Consider the following 17,282-nt stretch of genomic DNA (forward strand, 5'->3'; position numbering starts at 1 on the left):
AAGTGGCAATCGTATAACTCGCTACGATTGCCACTTGGGATCTTCACTGCGTTATGGAAAGACATTTTTTGCTTTTTCCATTATATACAGATTTTTGTCTTTCATGTAAGTAAAACTTTTATTTTTTTTCACCGATCTCATCTTTTAAGCGATAAATCTTTGAAGGACGGCCAATTCCGACAGGACGTTCACCGATCTCGTCGAAGTATTGCAGCATGGCTTTTTTGAAATTCGAGTGATCGACTGTTTTAAAATCAACCCCTAGAAATTTCGCAAACACCTTGCGTGCTTCTGTGATCGTGAATTCTTCACCTAAGACCTGCAGAATTAAGGGTTCATGATCCATTTTATTAACGACCCGATTGAAGGCCTTACGAATGATCTCGTTGTGGTCAAAGGCCAAGGTATCTTTGCCAAGTGATTTTCCCGTTTCCAAATCGATCTCGATGGAGATATCGTCGTCACTAGTTAGATAGATTGTCTCGCCGCGACGTTCCATGTTGAACCAGCGGGCGTCTTGAGTATCATCACCAGCAGTCGGCGGCACTTGACCAATAAAGGCTAAATAGCTGACTGTAATCACCCAGCCGCGAGGATCACGATTTGGTGAACTGAAGGTATGCAGCTGTTCGACATTTTTTCTGCCGATGACTAATCCTGTCTCTTCGGCTGTTTCGCGACGAACGCTGTCATTCGTTGATTCATTACGCTCAACGAAACCGCCCGGCAAAGCCCAAGAATTACGATACGGGTTTCCGCGACGTTGAATCAGTAAAATTTTCAGTTGATCTTCTTCTTTGTTATAGCCCATGATAACAATATCGACAGTGACAGAAGGTTTGTCATATTCGGGCTGATCTTGTTCCTTATACCAAGCGATGAATTCAGCTTCATCCGCTTCGTGTTCATAATAATCTTTTTCTGCTTCTTTAGAGGCAAATTTTTTCATGCTTTGTTCACCCATCTTCTTATTATAAGTATTAGCCACTTTATTGTAGCATGAATAATCAAAAAAGGGGAACTCCGCTAGGAATTCCCCTTTTGATTAATTCAAATTATTTCGTTGATTCGGTTGTTGCTTTTTCGCTTGAATTAGTAGTTAAGAAATCAGATAAGATGTTTTCGAATGAATCATCTTTGATTTTCACGTTAGCTTTCTTCAATTCTTTTGAGATAACTTCAGAAGAGAAGGTTTGGTCAGCCATTTTTGTATCTTCGGCGATTTGTTTCAATTCTTTTTTGTATTTGTCCATGTCATTGCCTTTAGAAGAAGTTTTCTCCATTTTGACAATGTAATAGCTTGATTGGTAAGTAGATGAATCCATTGCTGTGATCACATCAGAAACTTCACCGTCTTTTAATTTGAAGGCTGCTTCTTTTACTTCAGTTGGAACAGTCGTTGATTGAGAATCAAATTTGATTTCTCCACCATCTTCCTTCGTTGTTGAATCTTGTGATTTTTCTTTTGCGATTTTAGCGAAATCACCTTTGTCATCTAATTGCTTCTTGATTTCTTTTGCTTCGTCTTCACTACTTGCTAAGATAATGCGGGCAGTTACTTCTGGATGGAATGAATCCCAAGCAGCTTTTATATCTTTATCGGTAATCTTCACATGAGCTTTCAAACCTTCTTGGAAAGCTAAAGATTGTTTCAGATATTCTTTATAAGATTTTTTCGTATAGCCGGCAGATTGCAGTTGGCTTTCGAAACTGTCGCCTAATTGTTTTGCTTGCTTGTCGTACTCTTTATCGACTTGTTTCTCCGTCACTTTATCACCATAAGCATTTTCAAAAACTTTATAGATGATCATATTACGAACTAAACTTTGGTTCGTTTGTTCTTTTTTCGCTTCGGTATAAAAATCTTCGACGGTAATTTTTCCGCCTTTCATTGTTGCGATGTCTTGATTAGAACTTCCTGAACAAGCCCCCAGTACAATTACGCTAAGTAAGCCAGTAGTGGCTAAGAGAATCTTTTTTTTCATTTCTTTGCTACAACTCCTAAAATTATATTTACATACGTTTGTTATTCCTTTTCAACTATAACACACCTAAAAATGCAAAGGAAAGGGGGTTAAAAATAGTTTCCGAGAAAATTCACAATAAAGGCACAATTATTTAAGTGAAACAAGTTAATTATTACTTTTCATCGGCAGGACGCTCTAAAGAGAAACGGCCTTTTTTGATGACTGTTTTTTCTTCTGTTTGCGGTAATGCTTGATTGATTTTATCTAACTGTGCTTGGATCTGCTGGATACGAGGTTCAGCTTGAAAGCGGAACTCCTCAACATCCTTTTCGACACCAGACTTGAAGGCCGGTACTAAAGTATCGAAGGTTCCTTTCAAAGTAACCAAAGATTCACGGAAGTCTGCCAAATTATCATTTAACTCATCAGTTAATAATACTAACTCTCGTGTATTAGTAATTAGTTTTTCTCGTGTTTCTTCGCCTTTGCGAGGGGCTAATAGAAGTCCGCCTAGTGTCCCAAGTCCGGCACCAAATAGAATTCCTTTAAAAAAGCTCATTTATTTCACCTGCTCCTTGATCTTATCAGCGATTGCCTGCATTTCTTCGGGTGTTTGCTGATCGGTATGATTGCCGAAGTGAATCGAGAAGTCATCGTTTTTACTGTAACGAGGAACTAAGTGTATATGAGAATGGAAAACAGATTGGTAAGCTAATTCTTTATTATTATTTAAAATATTTAATCCATCCATTTCAGGAAAAGCTTTCTCGATAGCACGGGCAATTTTTGGAATACGAGCAAAGACATCTGCTGCCAAGGTATCATCGTATTCAAAAATATCTGTCACGTGTTGTTTGGGAACAACTAGTGTGTGTCCCTTTGTTGCTTGTGAGATGTCTAAAAAGGCATAGACTTTTTCATCCTCATAAATTTTGTAGCTAGGGATTTCTTGGTCGATGATTTTACAAAAAATACAATTTTCCATTGCAAACATCCTTTCTGATCATTCATGATGGTTTTATTTTATGGCGACAACTGCTGAAAGAAAATCAGAAGCGGTCGTAAAATCTCCTTTTACTTTACCATAACTTGTTATACTTGTGCTGGAAAAGGTCAGGAGAAGATTAAATATTTGTGGGATTCTGCTATAATACTAACTAATGATATTGGAGGGGAAAAGATGAGCTTAACAATTCAGCATGTTACAGGCGGTTATGGACACTTGCCTGTTTTAAAAGATATTAATTTTGAAGTCAAAAATGGAGAGATGATTGGTTTGATCGGCTTGAATGGTGCAGGAAAATCAACCACGATCAAAAATATTATCGGGTTATTGACGCCGCAAAAAGGAACGATCACAGTTGATGAACTGACTTTGCAGCAAGATCCTGAGAATTACCGAAAAAAAATCGGCTATATCCCTGAAACACCTTCCTTATATGAAGAGCTGACTTTACGGGAGCACATCGAAGTGACCGCTATGGCCTATGGTATTCAAAAGGAAGAAGCGATGAAACGAGCGGAGTCGCTGCTAAAAACTTTTCGTTTAGAGAATCGTTTGGATTGGTTTCCTGTGAATTTTTCTAAAGGAATGAAACAAAAGGTGATGGTCCTATGCGCCTTTTTGATTCAGCCAAGTTTGTACATCATCGATGAACCATTTCTCGGATTAGATCCACTGGCGATCAATGCTTTATTGGAATTAATGGTGGCAATGAAAGAACAAGGGGCAGCGATTCTGATGTCGACACATATTTTAGCGACAGCAGAAAAGTATTGCGATCGTTTTGTTGTTTTACACGAAGGAGAAGTACGAGCCCAAGGGACCTTGCAGGATTTGCAAACAGAATTTGATTTGCCGGGCTCTTCTTTAGATGAAATCTATATTGCACTGACAAAGGAGAAAGAACATGCATGATTTTTTTCTATTAAGGCGACAACGCCATCAGAAAAAAATGATGAAGTACATGCGCTATGTGTTGAATGATCATTTTGTCTTGGTGTGCTTGTTTTTAGTTGGCGGACTAGCCTTTTATTACTCAAATTTATTAAAACAATTACCGCCGGATTTTCCTTGGAGTTTGCCGATTGTTGGCCTTGTGTGGTGGATGATTTTACCGTTTGGTAAATTAGCAACACTGGTCGAGCCGGCTGATATGACCTTCTTATTACCCAAGGAAAAGGAGATGGGTGACTATTTATCTCGTGGGTTACGTCATTCGCTGGCGTTTCCGTTTGTTGTCGAGTTGCTTATTTGCGGAGCCTTGCTGCCATTAGTAGTTTTGGCTAAGCAGATCAGTTTCACAAATTTTTTCTTCTATTTATTAATGCTGTGGGGATTGAAATTTTCTCATTTACGACTGCAGCGCTTGGCTTGTTACCAGAAAACACAAGATCAAACCCAGCGATTACTAATATTGTGGTTTATCGTTAGCGGAGCGACTATTTTTATCAGTCTGTATATTACGGCTTGGATTGGGACGGTGCTGGCTTTAGCGGTAACTATTGCCTTTATTTCATTAACTCAAGAAAAGGAACAACTATTAGATTGGAGCAAAATGATTGATCGCGAAAATGCGCGTTTGCATCGGATCTATCAGTTCATTAATCTATTTACGGATGTGCCGGAGGTTGAAGCCAAGGTTCGGCGGCGGAAATATCTGGATGGCTTGTTAGCTAGGATTTCATTCAAACAAGAAAATACCTATCTATATTTATTTGCTCGCGGTGCACTGCGAGGGGCCGAGTTTGGCGGTTTGTTTTTCCGATTGCTGATTGTCGGCGGAGTATTATTGTTTTCACTAAATGATTTTCGCTTTGCGACAGGCGTAAGTCTGCTGTTTATTTACTTGATCGGATTTCAAATGATCCCTTTGTATAATCAGTTTGATTACATTAGTGCCACGCAGCTTTATCCGGTACCAACTAAATATAAGAAAGCAGCCTTGCAACGATTGATGGTACTTCTTTTGTTTGCGGCGGCGATTATTTTTACTTTATGCAGTCTAGTTCATTTGTCAGTCGTGGAAAGTTTAGTTTTATTTGCAGTGCTTTTAATCGAAATCGGCTTGTTTGCCTGGTTCTATCTCCCGGCAAGAATAAAGAAAATGGAGGTTTAGTAAATGAAGGTATTATGGAATGAAAAAATCGTAGATGAATCAGAAGTGAAGATTGATCTTGAAGATCGCGGGTATCAATTTGGCGATGGCATTTATGAAGTGATCCGTATCTACGATGGCTACATGTATATGGAAAAAGAACACTTAGACCGTTTATGGGTTAGTGCAGAAAAAATCCGCATGACTCTTCCTTTTACAAGAGAAGAATTAAGTCAGCGACTACACCGCTTAGCGGATGAAGTCGGGCTGGAAAATGCGCGTGTCTATTTTCAAGTCACTCGTGGAACAGCAAAACCGCGGTTGCATAATTTTCCAGATCCAAAAGAGGTTCCACCAGTTTTAATGGCCGATATCCAACCTGCTTCACGCCCAACCTCTAAACAAAATATCGGGATTCGAGCTGGATTCGTTGAAGATAAACGCTGGTTGCATTGTGATATCAAATCCATCAGTTTATTAGGAAATATTCTCGCTTTAGATGAAGCGCAGCAAAAAGGTTATGATGAAGCTGTTTTAGTTCGTGATGGCAACGTGACTGAGGCATCCGCTTCAAATCTATGGATGGTAAAAGATGGTGTGATTTACACACACCCTGATGGTAATTTAGTTCTGCCGGGGATTGCGAAGATCAAAATTCGTGAATTGGCAAATGCTTTAGGGCTCGAGCTGCGAGAAGAAACGTTCACTAAAAAAGAACTATTAGCAGCAGATGAATGCTTCAAGACTAGTTCAGTAGCAGAAATCATGCCGATTATTGAAATCGATGATCAAAAAATTGGTGATGGAATGCCCGGAAAGGTTACGAAAAAAGTTCTTAATGCTTATATTGAAGCAGTGAATTTAACTGTTCAAGCACATCGCGATGAAAAATAAGCAAAGAAGAACATACATGCTCTTGACGAAGTGCCTTTCCCCGACTAAAATAGTAATTACGTTTAAAATGCTAGGGGAGGGCCTTGGGAATGGAGTTTCAGTTGGATAGTGACTGGCGTGTGCAGCCGATCAAAGGCGATACGGGAAAAACGTATATCGGCTATCGAGACGAAGATCGCGTCTTCATTAAACGAAATACCACTCCAATGTTGGCAGCCTTATCCCGTGAAGGAATCGCGCCAAAGCTTGTCTGGATCAAACGGACAGGGAATGGTGATACGTTGACCGCACAAGAATGGTTGGATGGGAGACTTCTTGAACCAGAAGAAATCCCTCGTCGGAATGATGTTGTGGATGTGTTATATCATCTTCATCATTCGCCGTCGTTGAAAGTGATGCTAAAGAAAATGGGTGGACGGCAAGTTTCTCCGCAGCAGCTGCTGGCGGATTATGAAGCTAACTTACCAACCATGATCGAACAAAATGGGTTTATCGAATTAGTTTACGATTATTTGAAAAAAAATATTCCCACATATGCTAAGAAAAATTACACCGTTGTCCATGGCGATGTGAATCATCGCAACTGGTTGGTGTGTTCTAATTATTTATATCTAGTTGATTGGGACTCGGTTATGTTTGCTGATCCGGCATTAGATATTGGAACTATTTTAGGTAATTATGTGCCGTTATCCAGTTGGAGTAAATGGCTTGTGAGATACGGTATTCGGCCAACGGATGAGAATATGGAGCGAGTTTATTGGTATGGTTTGATGAGTCTGCTTCTAGAAATCGCTCGCCAATACAAACGGAACGAGTATCATCATATGAATCAATCAATTTTACAATTAAAACGAATTTTTGCTGGAAGCTGAACGTTTTGTTCAGTTTTCTTTTTGCGAATCCAACCTTTTACAGCTTCATTAAGTTGAGCTGAGGTTATAAATTGAACAGTATGTACCATGGGAAATGCAGTAAAGTGAATGATTAATAGAATTTTTTTGGAGGAAAACAATGCGAGTAAGAAATCGTCCAGGCGCCGCTGAAATGCTGGCGGCTCGACCTGAATATGTAGTACAAGATCCCGAGGCATGGAAAGGCCGCTGGTCCGAACGCTTCGGTAATGATCATCCGATCCACATTGAAATCGGAATGGGAAAAGGTCAATTTATTACTGGGATGGCCGCCGCGCATCCAGAAATCAATTATATTGGTGTAGAGATGCAGGTTAGTGTGATTTCTCTTGCATTAGATAGACTAGTTGAAGCAGAATTGCCGAATTTGCAGCTACTGCATGTCGATGGATCAGAATTAACCAATTACTTTGCGGATAGTGAAGTTGATCAAATATATCTGAATTTTTCCGATCCTTGGCCGAAAAAGAAACACGAGAAGCGTCGCTTAACGTCACCAAGCTTTTTAGCTGTAGATGAAGAAATTTTACGTCCAGCTGGTGAGATCCATTTCAAAACGGATAACCAAGGTTTATTCGAATATTCTCTAAGCAGTTTTTCAAAATATGGTATGACTCTTGAACAAGTGTGGTTGGATTTACACGAGAGCTCTTATGAGGGAAATATTATGACTGAATACGAAGAAAAATTTTCGAATAGAGGCCAGCGTATTTATCGAGTAGAGGCGCGTTTCCAAGATAAAACCAAAAAATAAAAATATGTAATTTACGAAGATGAATCTTTTTTTGATTCATCTTCTTTTTTTTGAAGTCAGCAGATTTTTTTACGTATATTATTTGTGAGGTGAAAGGAATGGAGATTGAAAAGCTTTCAGACGAATTGATCCAGTACGGTTTCGAACATCAGATGCAAGATTTATATTTATTACCTCAGGGAGAGAAGTACCGTTGCTTCTTTCGCCGAGGACCCTTCTATGAGCGCGAAGAATCAAATCTAACTAATGCTAAAAATGAATTGTGTGTAGTTACCGCCTTGCAGCTGATTAATCGTTTCAAGTATCTGGGTCAGATGGATGTCAGTGAAAAACGAAAAGCTCAATTGGGTGCGATCTCCTATTCCTTACCTCATGGTACTCAAAGGTTGAGGCTTTCCACTGTAGGAGATTACTTACAGCGTGAAAGTCTAGTTATTCGTTTTTTACACCAATTTGGCCGTAGTAGGGAAGTTTATCATATACCCGAACAGTTAGGCATAATTCAGGAACATACTCGAAAGAGAGGGCTCTATTTGTTTTGCGGTCCTGTGGGCTCAGGGAAAACGACATTGATGTATAAGTTGGCTCGGGAAATGGACGGACGAGTGCTGACGATTGAAGATCCAGTAGAAATTGAAGAACCTAATTTTTTACAGCTGCAGGTAAATGAAAAAATCTATCAGAGCTATGATGAATTGATCAAATTGTCCTTACGGCATCATCCAGATGTGTTGATCATCGGGGAAATACGAGATACAAAGACGATTCAAGGAGCGATCAGAGCAGCTCTGACAGGTCATTGCGTTTACGCAACTTTGCATGCGGCCAGTTTGGAATCAGCACATGCGAGGATTTTTGAATTAGGCGGTGAAGCTTCATTACTCAAAGAATGCTTGCAGGGCATCGTTTATCAAGAACTTTTACCGATAAATGAAACGATCGGATTATTGACTAGTTATCGTTTTTATCAGGATGATTTGCTATTTACTTGGGAAGAAGGGTTGAAGACGTGTGGAATAGATCCAGATTAACTAGAAAACAGAGAATTGATTTTGTACATTTACTAGGCGATTTATTGGAGAATGGCTTCAGTTTGCAGCAAGCATTTGATTTTTTTATCAATGCCAATCTTTTTCTTCCCTCAATTTTAGCCGATGTACAACAAGAGCTTCATCAGGGAAACAGCTTAGCGATGAGCTTTAGTCAATTGGATTATTCAAACGATCAGGTTTTACAAATTAAACTGGCCGAATCTCATGGTGATCTCGCGAAAACATTATTGGGTATTGCAGAACAAATGAGACTGGTCCAGCGCCAAAGAGAAAATTTTCTCAAAGCAATCTCTTATCCGCTGCTTCTACTATTTTTTTTGATCGTGATTTTATTAGGCATGCGCTTTTTTCTATTACCACAATTATTGGCTAGCGGAATGATTCGAGCAGAAGACTTTTCAGTTCAGCTAATCAAATCAGTACCAGTATTTGGCTTGGGATTGATTATTTTTTTACTATTCCTTCTTTTAGGCTGGCGATCTTTTGGAAAGCGCCACACTTTTTTAACTCGATTTCGTTTTTTAGCAAGAATTCCTTTAATTGGAACATTATTCAGCAACTATTATTCTGCTTATTTTGCTTTAGAATGGGGAAAGCTTTTTCAACAAGGTCTAGAATTGAACCAAATAATCGAATGCTTATTGGTTATTGAAGGGAAATCTTTAATGCAGGAATTGGCTGCTGAGCTGAAAATACGCTTAGCACAAGGAAATACGTTAGCTGAAGAATTAAAAAGATACCCTTTTTTGACAAAGGAATTTAGCCGCATTGTTTTCCAAGGAGAAGCTCGCGGGAATTTAGCTAAAGAATTATTGACTTACAGCGAATTAGTCTGGCGTCGTTTTTTTAATCAATTGGAGTTTATGTGTTCTTGGTTGCAGCCCTTTGTATTCTTGATTGTCGCGCTTTTAATCGTCAGTTTGTACTTAACGATGCTCCTGCCTTTAACAAATTTGGAGGGAATCTTGTGAAAAAGAAATTGTCAGGTTTTACATTATTAGAAATGTTAGTTGTACTTTTCGTTATTAGTTTGCTGTTGTTACTGTTTGTACCTAAGCTGATCAATCAAAAAGACAGTGCGACGAAAAAAAGTGATGCAGCCATTGCAAAAGTTGTCGAGACTCAGATTGAAGTATTTGAATTAGATCATGGTCGAGCGCCGAATAAGCAGGAATTGATTGATCAAGGCTATGTTAAGGAGAAACAATATGAAGCCTATGAACGTAATAAGGGAAAAGACTAATGCTGGTTTTACTTTAATTGAGATCCTGATCGTATTAATAGTGGTGTGCAGCTTTGTTTTGTTGCCAACGATTGCGCTTAAAAGTTGGCAGCGTCAATTAGAGAAAACCTTTTTCTACTATCAATTTGAAAAATCGATTTTACATCTTCAGCAGGTCGCGATCACAGATTATCGTGGGACTCGGATCGAACTTCATAAAGATCAGCAAGTGATTATTTTTTATACGATTCATACAGAATTGCCATGGAAACAACTCAATGTTCCTCAGTCGATTCAACTAGAAAGCAAGGGGACTGTCTTTTTTAGTGCAGGAAAAGGAAATATTTCTACTGATCAGCCGGGAAATGGGAATATTCCCAAAGTCGTTTTTTCTGATGAAGGCCAAGTAGTTTATCAATTTCAAATGGGAAGTGGACGTTTTGAAAGAAAATAAGGGATATATCTTGTTAGAGAGTTTGATTAGTTTAGCAATTTTAGTAGTGATCGTCTCAAGTTACATAGAGGTGACGGTTGAGCTGCAAAAGGAGAGCCGGCAACGTTTAAGCGAACTATCCAATTATCGTGATCTCTATAATGAAACTCGCCGTTGTCGGTTGCATTCTGTTAGTGCAACTAAATCGCAGATTGAAATTATTTTAGAACAAGGATTAGCCTCAAATCGACAAGGAGGAATTCTGATTGTTAAAAAGTAACGGTTTTACGTTGTTAGAAAGTTTAGTCGCACTCTTGATGCTCAGCGGAATTCTTTTGCTGCTATCAGGATTAATTCAACATGCACATAGAATGGAGCAGGCTTTAAGCGGGTATCATCAGTTAGAGTGGGAAGTATTTTTGCTTCAGTTAGACAATGAATTAGATGATGCAGAGTACATAACAACCACTCATAATGAAATTTCAACTAAAGTAGAAGATAAAGGCAAGATGGTTCCTTTGATCATACAGAAAGTTAATAAAAAAATTATTAAACGACAATCTGGCGGGAATCAACCATTATTGACAGGAGTGGATCAATTTGTTTGCCAAGAAAAAAATCAAGGAGTGGATTTTGTTGTTACGTTCACTAATGGAAAACAGAAAGAAGGTACGTGGATTTTCAAATAGCCAAGGCGGAGTTTTGCTCTCCGTGCTATTGGCTATTTTTTTGTTTAGTTTTTTATTGCTGAATTTAACCACGAGCTACCATCAAACAGCTGATTTAGTTTCACGCACCGAACAGTTGTATCAGGCCAAAATTGCGAAGGAACTTTTTTTAGCGGATTATCCTGATTTGGACGCAAAAAATGGTACGTGGATGTTTAATTTAGGAGAATTAATTTATGAAACGGAACAAAATCAAGTGAAGATCACAGTGAAAATTAAAAAGAAAACATATCATTTTTATGAAAAAAATAGCACATCAAATTCTTCAGATTGATATAGCCTGCGGGATCGAGCAAATATAGCCGGATATATTGTAAAAGATACTTTTATGTTGAATTAGAAAAACAATGATAAAAGAAAGAAAGCGATTGATTAATTGGAACATGTCCGCTAAAATAGAACAGGTATCGTGAGTGTTATATTAGTTAGTGGGGTGCAAGATGAATCCAGAAAAAATCGAGACGGCTTTTCCTTTAATGGAAGAAGCGATCATCGCATTGCAACGTTCACTAGGAACTTCTTTTTTTGACGCTTACATCGAAAATACGGAGAACTTAGTTGACAATGCAAAAGTACGTGTACTTGATCAACAGCCAGATGAAGCCACTGTGAAAAAAGTAGAGGCGCTTTATCAAAAACTTTTGGACTTAAAGTTAGAGAAAGAAGATTGGCGCAAGCTAACGCAATTGATTTTACTTAAAGGATCAAAAACTGAAAGCATACAGCCCAATCATCAATTGACGCCTGATAGTATTGGTTTTTTATTTGTCTTTTTGATCGAACAGTTGACATTAAAAAAAGAACAGCCATTGGAAATTTTAGATATCACCGTTGGCATGGGCAATCTTTTATTGACGACACTGATCAATTTGCAGGCGGCAAACTATTCGGTTAAAGGTGTCGGCGTGGATAACGATGAGACGTTACTTGCCGTTACTGCTGCGGATAGTATATTAGTGGATGAGGATATTAAATTATTCCACCAAGATAGTCTGCAAGACCTGCTAGTCGATCCAGCTGATTATGTTATCGGTGATCTGCCAGTTGGCTATTATCCAAATGATCAGCAAGCTAAAAAGTTTGTAACGCATTCAGAAAAGGAACACAGTTATGCGCATCATCTATTGATGGAGCAGGCGATGAACTATTTGAAACCAGACGGCTTTGGGCTATTTCTAGTGCCAAGCAACTTTCTTGAGACGGAGCAAGGGCCGCTGCTGCAAAAATGGTTTAAGGATGAAGTATTTTTGCAGGGGATTATTCAACTGCCAAATGATTTATTCATGTCTGAGCATTCGCGAAAAAGTATTATACTGTTGCAGAAAAAAAGTGAAATGACCGAACAAGCAGAAAAAGTATTGTTGGTTCACTTACCGTCATTAAAAGATCCGAATCAAGTAACAGAGTTTTTCAAAAAATTCGAGGACTGGAAGTCTTCTAATTTATAAACTGCTCAAATGAGCGAAAAGCATTTCAATTATAAAGGAGAGTTAAAATGTCAAAAACAATTGCAATCAATGCAGGTAGTTCAAGTCTAAAATGGCAACTTTACCAAATGCCTGAAGAGTCAGTCATCGCAAAAGGAATCGTTGAACGGATCGGATTGAACGATTCAATCTTCACAATCAAATATGGCAATGGACAAAAATTTGAACAAATTTTGGATATTAAAGATCACGAAGTTGCGGTTCAAATGTTACTAGATCAATTGCTTGAACTAAAAATCATTGCATCGTTTGATGAAATCACCGGCGTTGGTCACCGTGTCGTAGCTGGTGGCGAATACTTCAAAGATTCTGTTTTGATCGATGATGATGTCTTAGCAAAAATTGAAGAGCTAAGCGAATTTGCACCGCTGCACAATCCAGCTAATGCAATGGGAATCAAAGCATTCCGCCATATTTTACCAAATGTAACGAGCGTGGCTGTTTTTGATACTTCTTTCCATGCAACAATGCCAGCTGTAAATTATTTATACAGTATTCCGAAAGAATATTACGATAAATATGCGGCACGTAAATATGGATTCCACGGAACAAGCCATCGCTATGTTTCAGAACGCGCAGCAGAATTATTAGGCAAACCAATCGAAGAAACAAAGATCATCACTGCTCATATCGGAAATGGCGGTTCTGTTACTGCGGTTGAAGGCGGTAAATCAGTCGATACATCAATGGGCTTCACACCGTTAGCAGGATTAACAATGGGAACTCGTGCTGGAGATATCGACGCTTCATTACTTCCATATTTAATGGAAAAAGCTGGAATCAAAGATATCAACGAAATGATCGATGTGTTGAATAAAAAATCAGGTATCTTAGGACTGACTGGTATTTCAAGTGATATGCGCGACATCGAAAATGGTGCCGACGAAGGTAATGAAGAGGCAATTTTAGCTCTAGAAATTTATTGTGATCGTATTCGTAAATATATCGCTCAATACATCTCAGTAATGAATGGCGTAGATGCTATCGTGTTTACTGCAGGTGTTGGTGAAAATGCTGATCCAGTTCGCCGTATGGTCTTAGAAAACATGACTTGGTTCGGGATTGAGATCGATGAAGCAATCAACAAGAGCATTCACGGAAAAGAAGCAGAACTTTCTACTGAAAACTCTCGTGTGAAAGTGTATGTTATCCCGACTGATGAAGAAGTAATGATTGCTCGTGACGTCGAACGTTTAAGTAAATAAATAACTAAGCCTTTGCCAATCGCGGCAAAGGCTTTTTAAAGCTAAAAATCTGAAAGCATAATTTTGTTGTATGAGAACAAAACTATGCTATTTTTTTGTGCTAAACTTTTTGTGAAAGTGAGAGTGACTGTCATGAGCGAAAAAAGAAATATTGAGCGTTCCATTCAAGAATACGTTCCCGGAAAACAAGTCACACTTGCTCACTTGATCCCTCATGCCAATCAGGAGGTTTTTGAGAAGCTTGGTCTTGAACATACCGGTGACGCGATCGGAATTTTAACCATTACACCAAGTGAAGCATCGATTATTGGTGCGGATATTGCCAAAAAGTCAGGAAATGTTTCGATTGGTTTTATGGATCGTTTTAGTGGAGCAGTAGTGATTATCGGCGAAGTATCGTCTGTAGAATTTGCGTTAAAACAAGTAATAAATTCACTCGCAACGATTTTGGATTTTGATGTTGCAGAAATTACTAGGACATAATTATGAAGCGGGTCATTTTTATTGGGGAAACCGGTTCAGGAAAAACAACACTAATGCAGATTCTTAATGATTGGGAAATCAAGTACCATAAAACACAGCAGGTCTATTTTACGGACAACGTGATTGATACACCTGGTGAATTCATGGAAAATCGTTTTTATTATAATGCATTGGTGAGCTCGGCAGTTGGAGCTGACTGCGTTGCCATCGTTCAAAGCATTACAAGCAAGCAAAATTATTTTCCGCCATGCTTTTCTTCGCGTTTTACTAAACCGATGATTGGAATTATTACGAAGACTGATTTAGAGCATAGTGAAGATGAGTTTGACTTAGCCAAAAAAAGATTAAGGCTAGCTGGCGCTAAAAAGATTTTTTCATTGTCGTCAGTAAATCAAGATGGAATTTCAATTTTGAAAGAATTTTTACTTAAAAATGAATTTTGACAACGGATACATTCTGCGTTATTATGAATTCGTGAATAATTGAATAAAAGCATTTGGAACAGGGAACAAGGTGCGAATCCTTGGCAGACCCTTTCTACTGTATAAGCAGACGAAATCTCAATAGGCCACTTTCGGGAAGGCGAGATGGAGGATGAAGCGAAGTCAGGATACCTGCCCTTTTGCTGAGATAATTGTATTGGGAGAATTATTTCACCTTAAAATAGTCAAAGTGACGTTTATTTGGTGAGGTGTCTTCCAGACACCTCATTTTTTTGTGCGAAAAAAAACAGCCGTAATTCGGCTGTTTAATAAAAATTATTTTATTTTTCGATAATTCACTGGTGTCATCCCTACAAGTTCTTTGAATATTTTGCAGAAATAGCTTGTTTGCGAATAACCGATATTTTGTGAAATAGACTTAATACTCAAATTGGATTGAGTCAAAAGGACTTTTGCTTGTTCAATTCGCTGCTGATTTAAATAGGTAATAAAGCTGACACCGATTTCTTTTTTGAACAAACGGCTGAAGTAGAATTGACTCAGATAAACATGATTAGCAACGTCTTCGAGTGTTAAGTTTGTAGTTAAGTTGGTATCAATATAAGAAATGGCTTTGCGAATTTCATCATTTTTTGAGCTTATCGAATCTTTTGTTTCTTTTTTATTTGGATGGAAGTTAAATTTAATTTGATCACGAGGATCAGTGTCGTTAAAGTGATAGTCGCCAATTGTCTTTAGTAAAGCAGCCGCAGATTCAATTTGAGTCGTACTGACAGTCTTAACTTTCTTTCTTGCTTGACGTAATTCTGGGGAAGATTCCCAGTGAGTAACGATCGGGTGGATACGGGTAAATGGGTTCTCAGTGTCACCACTCATCTCTACTTGGCCAAATAGTGCAAATCCAATTAATTGATTATTGCGAATGATAGGTAATGAAATATCTGTGAGTCCGGCATGGCAACGATAAATACAAGGGTTACCGTTTTTTGAGGCCTCTAAGCCTCCAAATGCATCACATTTTTGGCAAAGCGATTTGAATTCCGGGTTTGAACGCATTATCTGACAAAAAGGGGAAAAGTTATACAGGTCGGAAGTCTCCTTTCCATGTATGTCAACAAGGACCGAGCCAAAATCTGCTGCAAGGGCGAAATCTTGGATTGTTTTGGAAAGTTGCAAGGAACTTTGCGAATTCAATGTACTGATATTTTCCATGTAAGCGCCTCCTAGTCATCTATCATTCTACCAGAACACAAATTTATTTTAAATCTTGTTTAGACCAATAACATTATTTTGACCAGCAGAAGACAAAATATTGATATTTTTTGAACTTAATTGATCATCAATTAGGTCTTATTTGACGTTGTCTTGACACTTTCCCATGACAAAATATTAACATCGCGAATAATCGGACTAAAAGATAGGACAAATTTGTTCTATCTTTTTTGTTTATCATTATAAATGTAAGTGCTATCAAAATAATTAGGAGGAATGTTTTATGCAACAGGAAGCGTTAGGAATGATTGAAACTAGGGGGTTGATTGGTGCCATTGAAGCAGCTGACGCGATGGTAAAAGCTGCGAATGTTTCCTTAATTGGAACGGAAAAAATTGGTTCAGGATTAGTCACTGTCATGGTAAGAGGAGATGTAGGTGCGGTAAAAGCAGCAGTTGATGCGGGAGTTTCTGCGGCCAACGCGGTAGGAGAAGTTGTTTCTAATTATGTTATTCCACGTCCACATACTGAAGTTGAAGGCTTGCTCCCTAAGTCAGAATAGAAAGAAGGGTGGAATAGCTGATGGCAAACACAGATCAAAAAATCGAAGAGATTATGAAGCGTGTGCTCGCAAAAATGGAAACAGGAAATGAGATGAAAACCACAAACGGAGGAGATCAAAAAATGATTGAAAAGCAATGTGCATTGACTGAATTTGTAGGAGCAACAGAGTTTGGAGACACTATTGGTTTAGTAATTGCTAACGTAGATTCATCTTTATTAGAAACAATGAAATTAGAGAAAAAATATCGTTCAATCGGAATTGTTGGTGCCCGTACTGGTGCCGGACCTCATATTATGGCGGCTGATGAAGCGGTTAAGGCAACAAATACTGAAGTGATTTTGATTGAAATGCCTCGTGACACTAAAGGCGGTGCTGGTCATGGATCGATCGTGATCTTCGGCGGCGACGATGTATCGGATGTGAAGCGTGCGGTTGAAGTTACCTTGAAGGAAGTCGATACCCGCACATTCGGAGATGTATACGGCAACGAAGCTGGGCATATCGAATGTCAATATACAGCACGTGCTAGTTATGCCTGCAATAAAGTATTTGGCGCTCCAGTTGGAAAAGCGTTTGGGATTTTAGTTGGTGCTCCTGCTGCAATTGGCGTAGTAATGGCTGATACGGCACTGAAATCAGCGAATGTTGATGTAGTTTCTTACGCAACACCGCAAAATGGGCAAAGCTTCTCAAATGAGGTAACGATGACAATTACAGGAGATTCAGGTGCTGTTCGTCAAGCGATTATTTCAGCTCGCGACATTGGTTGCCAATTGCTGGGAACTATGGGAAGTACGCCTAAAAATGATCAACCATCATACATTTAAG

The 17,282-nt window shown here is 38.7% G+C and carries 23 protein-coding genes and 1 riboswitch; of the genes, 18 read left to right on the forward strand and 5 right to left on the reverse strand.

The window, feature by feature from the left end:
• Nucleotides 1-118 precede the first annotated feature (118 nt).
• The 4 genes from FFR60_RS17840 to FFR60_RS17855 form a co-directional block, all read right to left on the reverse strand.
• The gene (locus tag FFR60_RS17840; RefSeq protein WP_088931973.1) at nt 119-949 is read right to left on the reverse strand and encodes an NUDIX hydrolase; all 831 of its coding nucleotides are present in this window, start codon (nt 947-949) and stop codon (nt 119-121) included.
• 106 nt (nt 950-1,055) lie between these two features.
• Entirely contained in the window at nt 1,056-1,985 is a 930-nt protein-coding gene (locus FFR60_RS17845; RefSeq protein ID WP_088931974.1) for a peptidylprolyl isomerase, read from the reverse strand.
• Between the two features lie 154 nt (nt 1,986-2,139).
• On the reverse strand, nt 2,140-2,526 hold the full coding sequence (locus FFR60_RS17850; RefSeq protein WP_088931975.1) for a YtxH domain-containing protein: 387 nt from the start codon (nt 2,524-2,526) through the stop codon (nt 2,140-2,142).
• The gene (locus FFR60_RS17855; RefSeq protein WP_088931976.1) at nt 2,527-2,952 is read right to left on the reverse strand and encodes an HIT family protein; all 426 of its coding nucleotides are present in this window, start codon (nt 2,950-2,952) and stop codon (nt 2,527-2,529) included.
• A gap of 195 nt (nt 2,953-3,147) precedes the next feature.
• Between FFR60_RS17855 and FFR60_RS17860 the strand changes: the two genes are divergently transcribed.
• The 16 genes from FFR60_RS17860 (at nt 3,148) to FFR60_RS17935 (ending at nt 14,677) form a co-directional block, all read left to right on the forward strand.
• Nucleotides 3,148-3,885, forward strand: a complete 738-nt coding sequence (locus FFR60_RS17860) for an ABC transporter ATP-binding protein (RefSeq protein WP_137665191.1) — start codon at nt 3,148-3,150, stop codon at nt 3,883-3,885.
• On the forward strand, nt 3,878-5,086 hold the full coding sequence (locus FFR60_RS17865; RefSeq protein ID WP_137665192.1) for an ABC transporter permease: 1,209 nt from the start codon (nt 3,878-3,880) through the stop codon (nt 5,084-5,086). The genes FFR60_RS17860 and FFR60_RS17865 overlap by 8 nt, the downstream gene beginning before the upstream one ends.
• Nucleotides 5,087-5,089: 3 nt before the next feature.
• The gene (dat, locus tag FFR60_RS17870; RefSeq protein ID WP_137665193.1) at nt 5,090-5,959 is read left to right on the forward strand and encodes a D-amino-acid transaminase; all 870 of its coding nucleotides are present in this window, start codon (nt 5,090-5,092) and stop codon (nt 5,957-5,959) included.
• Between the two features lie 89 nt (nt 5,960-6,048).
• Nucleotides 6,049-6,831: a phosphotransferase family protein gene (locus tag FFR60_RS17875; RefSeq protein ID WP_088931980.1), complete on the forward strand. Its 783-nt coding sequence runs from the start codon at nt 6,049-6,051 to the stop codon at nt 6,829-6,831.
• 139 nt (nt 6,832-6,970) lie between these two features.
• On the forward strand, nt 6,971-7,624 hold the full coding sequence (gene trmB / locus FFR60_RS17880) for a tRNA (guanosine(46)-N7)-methyltransferase TrmB (protein WP_137665194.1): 654 nt from the start codon (nt 6,971-6,973) through the stop codon (nt 7,622-7,624).
• 98 nt (nt 7,625-7,722) lie between these two features.
• Nucleotides 7,723-8,655, forward strand: a complete 933-nt coding sequence (gene comGA, locus FFR60_RS17885; RefSeq protein ID WP_137665195.1) for a competence type IV pilus ATPase ComGA — start codon at nt 7,723-7,725, stop codon at nt 8,653-8,655.
• Nucleotides 8,634-9,647 (forward strand): competence type IV pilus assembly protein ComGB, encoded by a 1,014-nt coding sequence (comGB, locus tag FFR60_RS17890; protein WP_137665196.1) that lies wholly within the window; start codon nt 8,634-8,636, stop codon nt 9,645-9,647. Before comGA ends, comGB begins: the two co-directional genes overlap by 22 nt.
• Entirely contained in the window at nt 9,644-9,919 is a 276-nt protein-coding gene (gene comGC / locus FFR60_RS17895) for a competence type IV pilus major pilin ComGC (protein ID WP_088931984.1), read from the forward strand. Before comGB ends, comGC begins: the two co-directional genes overlap by 4 nt.
• On the forward strand, nt 9,885-10,352 hold the full coding sequence (comGD, locus tag FFR60_RS17900) for a competence type IV pilus minor pilin ComGD (RefSeq protein WP_137665197.1): 468 nt from the start codon (nt 9,885-9,887) through the stop codon (nt 10,350-10,352). The genes comGC and comGD overlap by 35 nt, the downstream gene beginning before the upstream one ends.
• Nucleotides 10,330-10,611 carry a competence type IV pilus minor pilin ComGE gene (comGE, locus tag FFR60_RS17905; RefSeq protein WP_249355034.1) on the forward strand — a complete coding sequence of 94 codons (282 nt, stop codon included), beginning with the start codon at nt 10,330-10,332 and terminating at the stop codon, nt 10,609-10,611. The genes comGD and comGE overlap by 23 nt, the downstream gene beginning before the upstream one ends.
• Nucleotides 10,598-11,020: a competence type IV pilus minor pilin ComGF gene (comGF, locus tag FFR60_RS17910; RefSeq protein ID WP_137665199.1), complete on the forward strand. Its 423-nt coding sequence runs from the start codon at nt 10,598-10,600 to the stop codon at nt 11,018-11,020. The genes comGE and comGF overlap by 14 nt, the downstream gene beginning before the upstream one ends.
• Nucleotides 11,021-11,042: 22 nt before the next feature.
• Nucleotides 11,043-11,333 (forward strand): competence type IV pilus minor pilin ComGG, encoded by a 291-nt coding sequence (comGG, locus tag FFR60_RS17915; protein WP_249355035.1) that lies wholly within the window; start codon nt 11,043-11,045, stop codon nt 11,331-11,333.
• Nucleotides 11,334-11,499: 166 nt separating this feature from the next.
• Entirely contained in the window at nt 11,500-12,507 is a 1,008-nt protein-coding gene (locus tag FFR60_RS17920; protein ID WP_137665200.1) for a class I SAM-dependent methyltransferase, read from the forward strand.
• Between the two features lie 47 nt (nt 12,508-12,554).
• A complete protein-coding gene (locus FFR60_RS17925; RefSeq protein ID WP_137665201.1) occupies nt 12,555-13,751 on the forward strand; it encodes an acetate kinase in 1,197 nt (398 codons plus the stop codon).
• A gap of 132 nt (nt 13,752-13,883) precedes the next feature.
• Nucleotides 13,884-14,234 (forward strand): BMC domain-containing protein, encoded by a 351-nt coding sequence (locus tag FFR60_RS17930; RefSeq protein ID WP_088934597.1) that lies wholly within the window; start codon nt 13,884-13,886, stop codon nt 14,232-14,234.
• A 2-nt stretch (nt 14,235-14,236) separates the two neighbouring features.
• Nucleotides 14,237-14,677, forward strand: coding sequence for a EutP/PduV family microcompartment system protein (locus tag FFR60_RS17935; RefSeq protein ID WP_137665202.1), 441 nt, complete (start codon nt 14,237-14,239; stop codon nt 14,675-14,677).
• 20 nt (nt 14,678-14,697) lie between these two features.
• Nucleotides 14,698-14,870: riboswitch (cobalamin riboswitch) on the forward strand.
• 122 nt (nt 14,871-14,992) lie between these two features.
• On the opposite strand, the gene FFR60_RS17940 is transcribed toward FFR60_RS17935, so the two are convergent.
• On the reverse strand, nt 14,993-15,889 hold the full coding sequence (locus tag FFR60_RS17940; protein WP_137665203.1) for a PocR ligand-binding domain-containing protein: 897 nt from the start codon (nt 15,887-15,889) through the stop codon (nt 14,993-14,995).
• 283 nt (nt 15,890-16,172) lie between these two features.
• On the opposite strand from FFR60_RS17940, the gene FFR60_RS17945 reads away from it, so the two are divergent.
• Nucleotides 16,173-16,451, forward strand: a complete 279-nt coding sequence (locus FFR60_RS17945) for a BMC domain-containing protein (protein WP_137665204.1) — start codon at nt 16,173-16,175, stop codon at nt 16,449-16,451.
• A 20-nt stretch (nt 16,452-16,471) separates the two neighbouring features.
• Nucleotides 16,472-17,281 (forward strand): propanediol utilization microcompartment protein PduB, encoded by an 810-nt coding sequence (gene pduB / locus FFR60_RS17950; RefSeq protein WP_088931994.1) that lies wholly within the window; start codon nt 16,472-16,474, stop codon nt 17,279-17,281.
• Nucleotide 17,282: the final 1 nt, after the last annotated feature.

It is taken from the genome of Enterococcus hulanensis (assembly GCF_005405485.1).
Classification (GTDB): domain Bacteria; phylum Bacillota; class Bacilli; order Lactobacillales; family Enterococcaceae; genus Enterococcus_A; species Enterococcus_A hulanensis.

What these genes read in the sequence shown, in the direction of transcription:
- FFR60_RS17840 (WP_088931973.1), bottom strand. Translation starts at nt 949, where the DNA reads ATGAAAAAATTTGCCTCTAAAGAAGCAGAAAAAGATTATTATGAACAC.
- FFR60_RS17845 (WP_088931974.1), bottom strand. Translation starts at nt 1,985, where the DNA reads ATGAAAAAAAAGATTCTCTTAGCCACTACTGGCTTACTTAGCGTAATT.
- FFR60_RS17850 (WP_088931975.1), bottom strand. Translation starts at nt 2,526, where the DNA reads ATGAGCTTTTTTAAAGGAATTCTATTTGGTGCCGGACTTGGGACACTA.
- FFR60_RS17855 (WP_088931976.1), bottom strand. Translation starts at nt 2,952, where the DNA reads ATGGAAAATTGTATTTTTTGTAAAATCATCGACCAAGAAATCCCTAGC.
- FFR60_RS17860 (WP_137665191.1), top strand. Translation starts at nt 3,148, where the DNA reads ATGAGCTTAACAATTCAGCATGTTACAGGCGGTTATGGACACTTGCCT.
- FFR60_RS17865 (WP_137665192.1), top strand. Translation starts at nt 3,878, where the DNA reads ATGCATGATTTTTTTCTATTAAGGCGACAACGCCATCAGAAAAAAATG.
- dat (WP_137665193.1), top strand. Translation starts at nt 5,090, where the DNA reads ATGAAGGTATTATGGAATGAAAAAATCGTAGATGAATCAGAAGTGAAG.
- FFR60_RS17875 (WP_088931980.1), top strand. Translation starts at nt 6,049, where the DNA reads ATGGAGTTTCAGTTGGATAGTGACTGGCGTGTGCAGCCGATCAAAGGC.
- trmB (WP_137665194.1), top strand. Translation starts at nt 6,971, where the DNA reads ATGCGAGTAAGAAATCGTCCAGGCGCCGCTGAAATGCTGGCGGCTCGA.
- comGA (WP_137665195.1), top strand. Translation starts at nt 7,723, where the DNA reads ATGGAGATTGAAAAGCTTTCAGACGAATTGATCCAGTACGGTTTCGAA.
- comGD (WP_137665197.1), top strand. Translation starts at nt 9,885, where the DNA reads ATGAAGCCTATGAACGTAATAAGGGAAAAGACTAATGCTGGTTTTACT.
- FFR60_RS17920 (WP_137665200.1), top strand. Translation starts at nt 11,500, where the DNA reads ATGAATCCAGAAAAAATCGAGACGGCTTTTCCTTTAATGGAAGAAGCG.
- FFR60_RS17925 (WP_137665201.1), top strand. Translation starts at nt 12,555, where the DNA reads ATGTCAAAAACAATTGCAATCAATGCAGGTAGTTCAAGTCTAAAATGG.
- FFR60_RS17930 (WP_088934597.1), top strand. Translation starts at nt 13,884, where the DNA reads ATGAGCGAAAAAAGAAATATTGAGCGTTCCATTCAAGAATACGTTCCC.
- FFR60_RS17935 (WP_137665202.1), top strand. Translation starts at nt 14,237, where the DNA reads ATGAAGCGGGTCATTTTTATTGGGGAAACCGGTTCAGGAAAAACAACA.
- FFR60_RS17940 (WP_137665203.1), bottom strand. Translation starts at nt 15,889, where the DNA reads ATGGAAAATATCAGTACATTGAATTCGCAAAGTTCCTTGCAACTTTCC.
- FFR60_RS17945 (WP_137665204.1), top strand. Translation starts at nt 16,173, where the DNA reads ATGCAACAGGAAGCGTTAGGAATGATTGAAACTAGGGGGTTGATTGGT.
- pduB (WP_088931994.1), top strand. Translation starts at nt 16,472, where the DNA reads ATGGCAAACACAGATCAAAAAATCGAAGAGATTATGAAGCGTGTGCTC.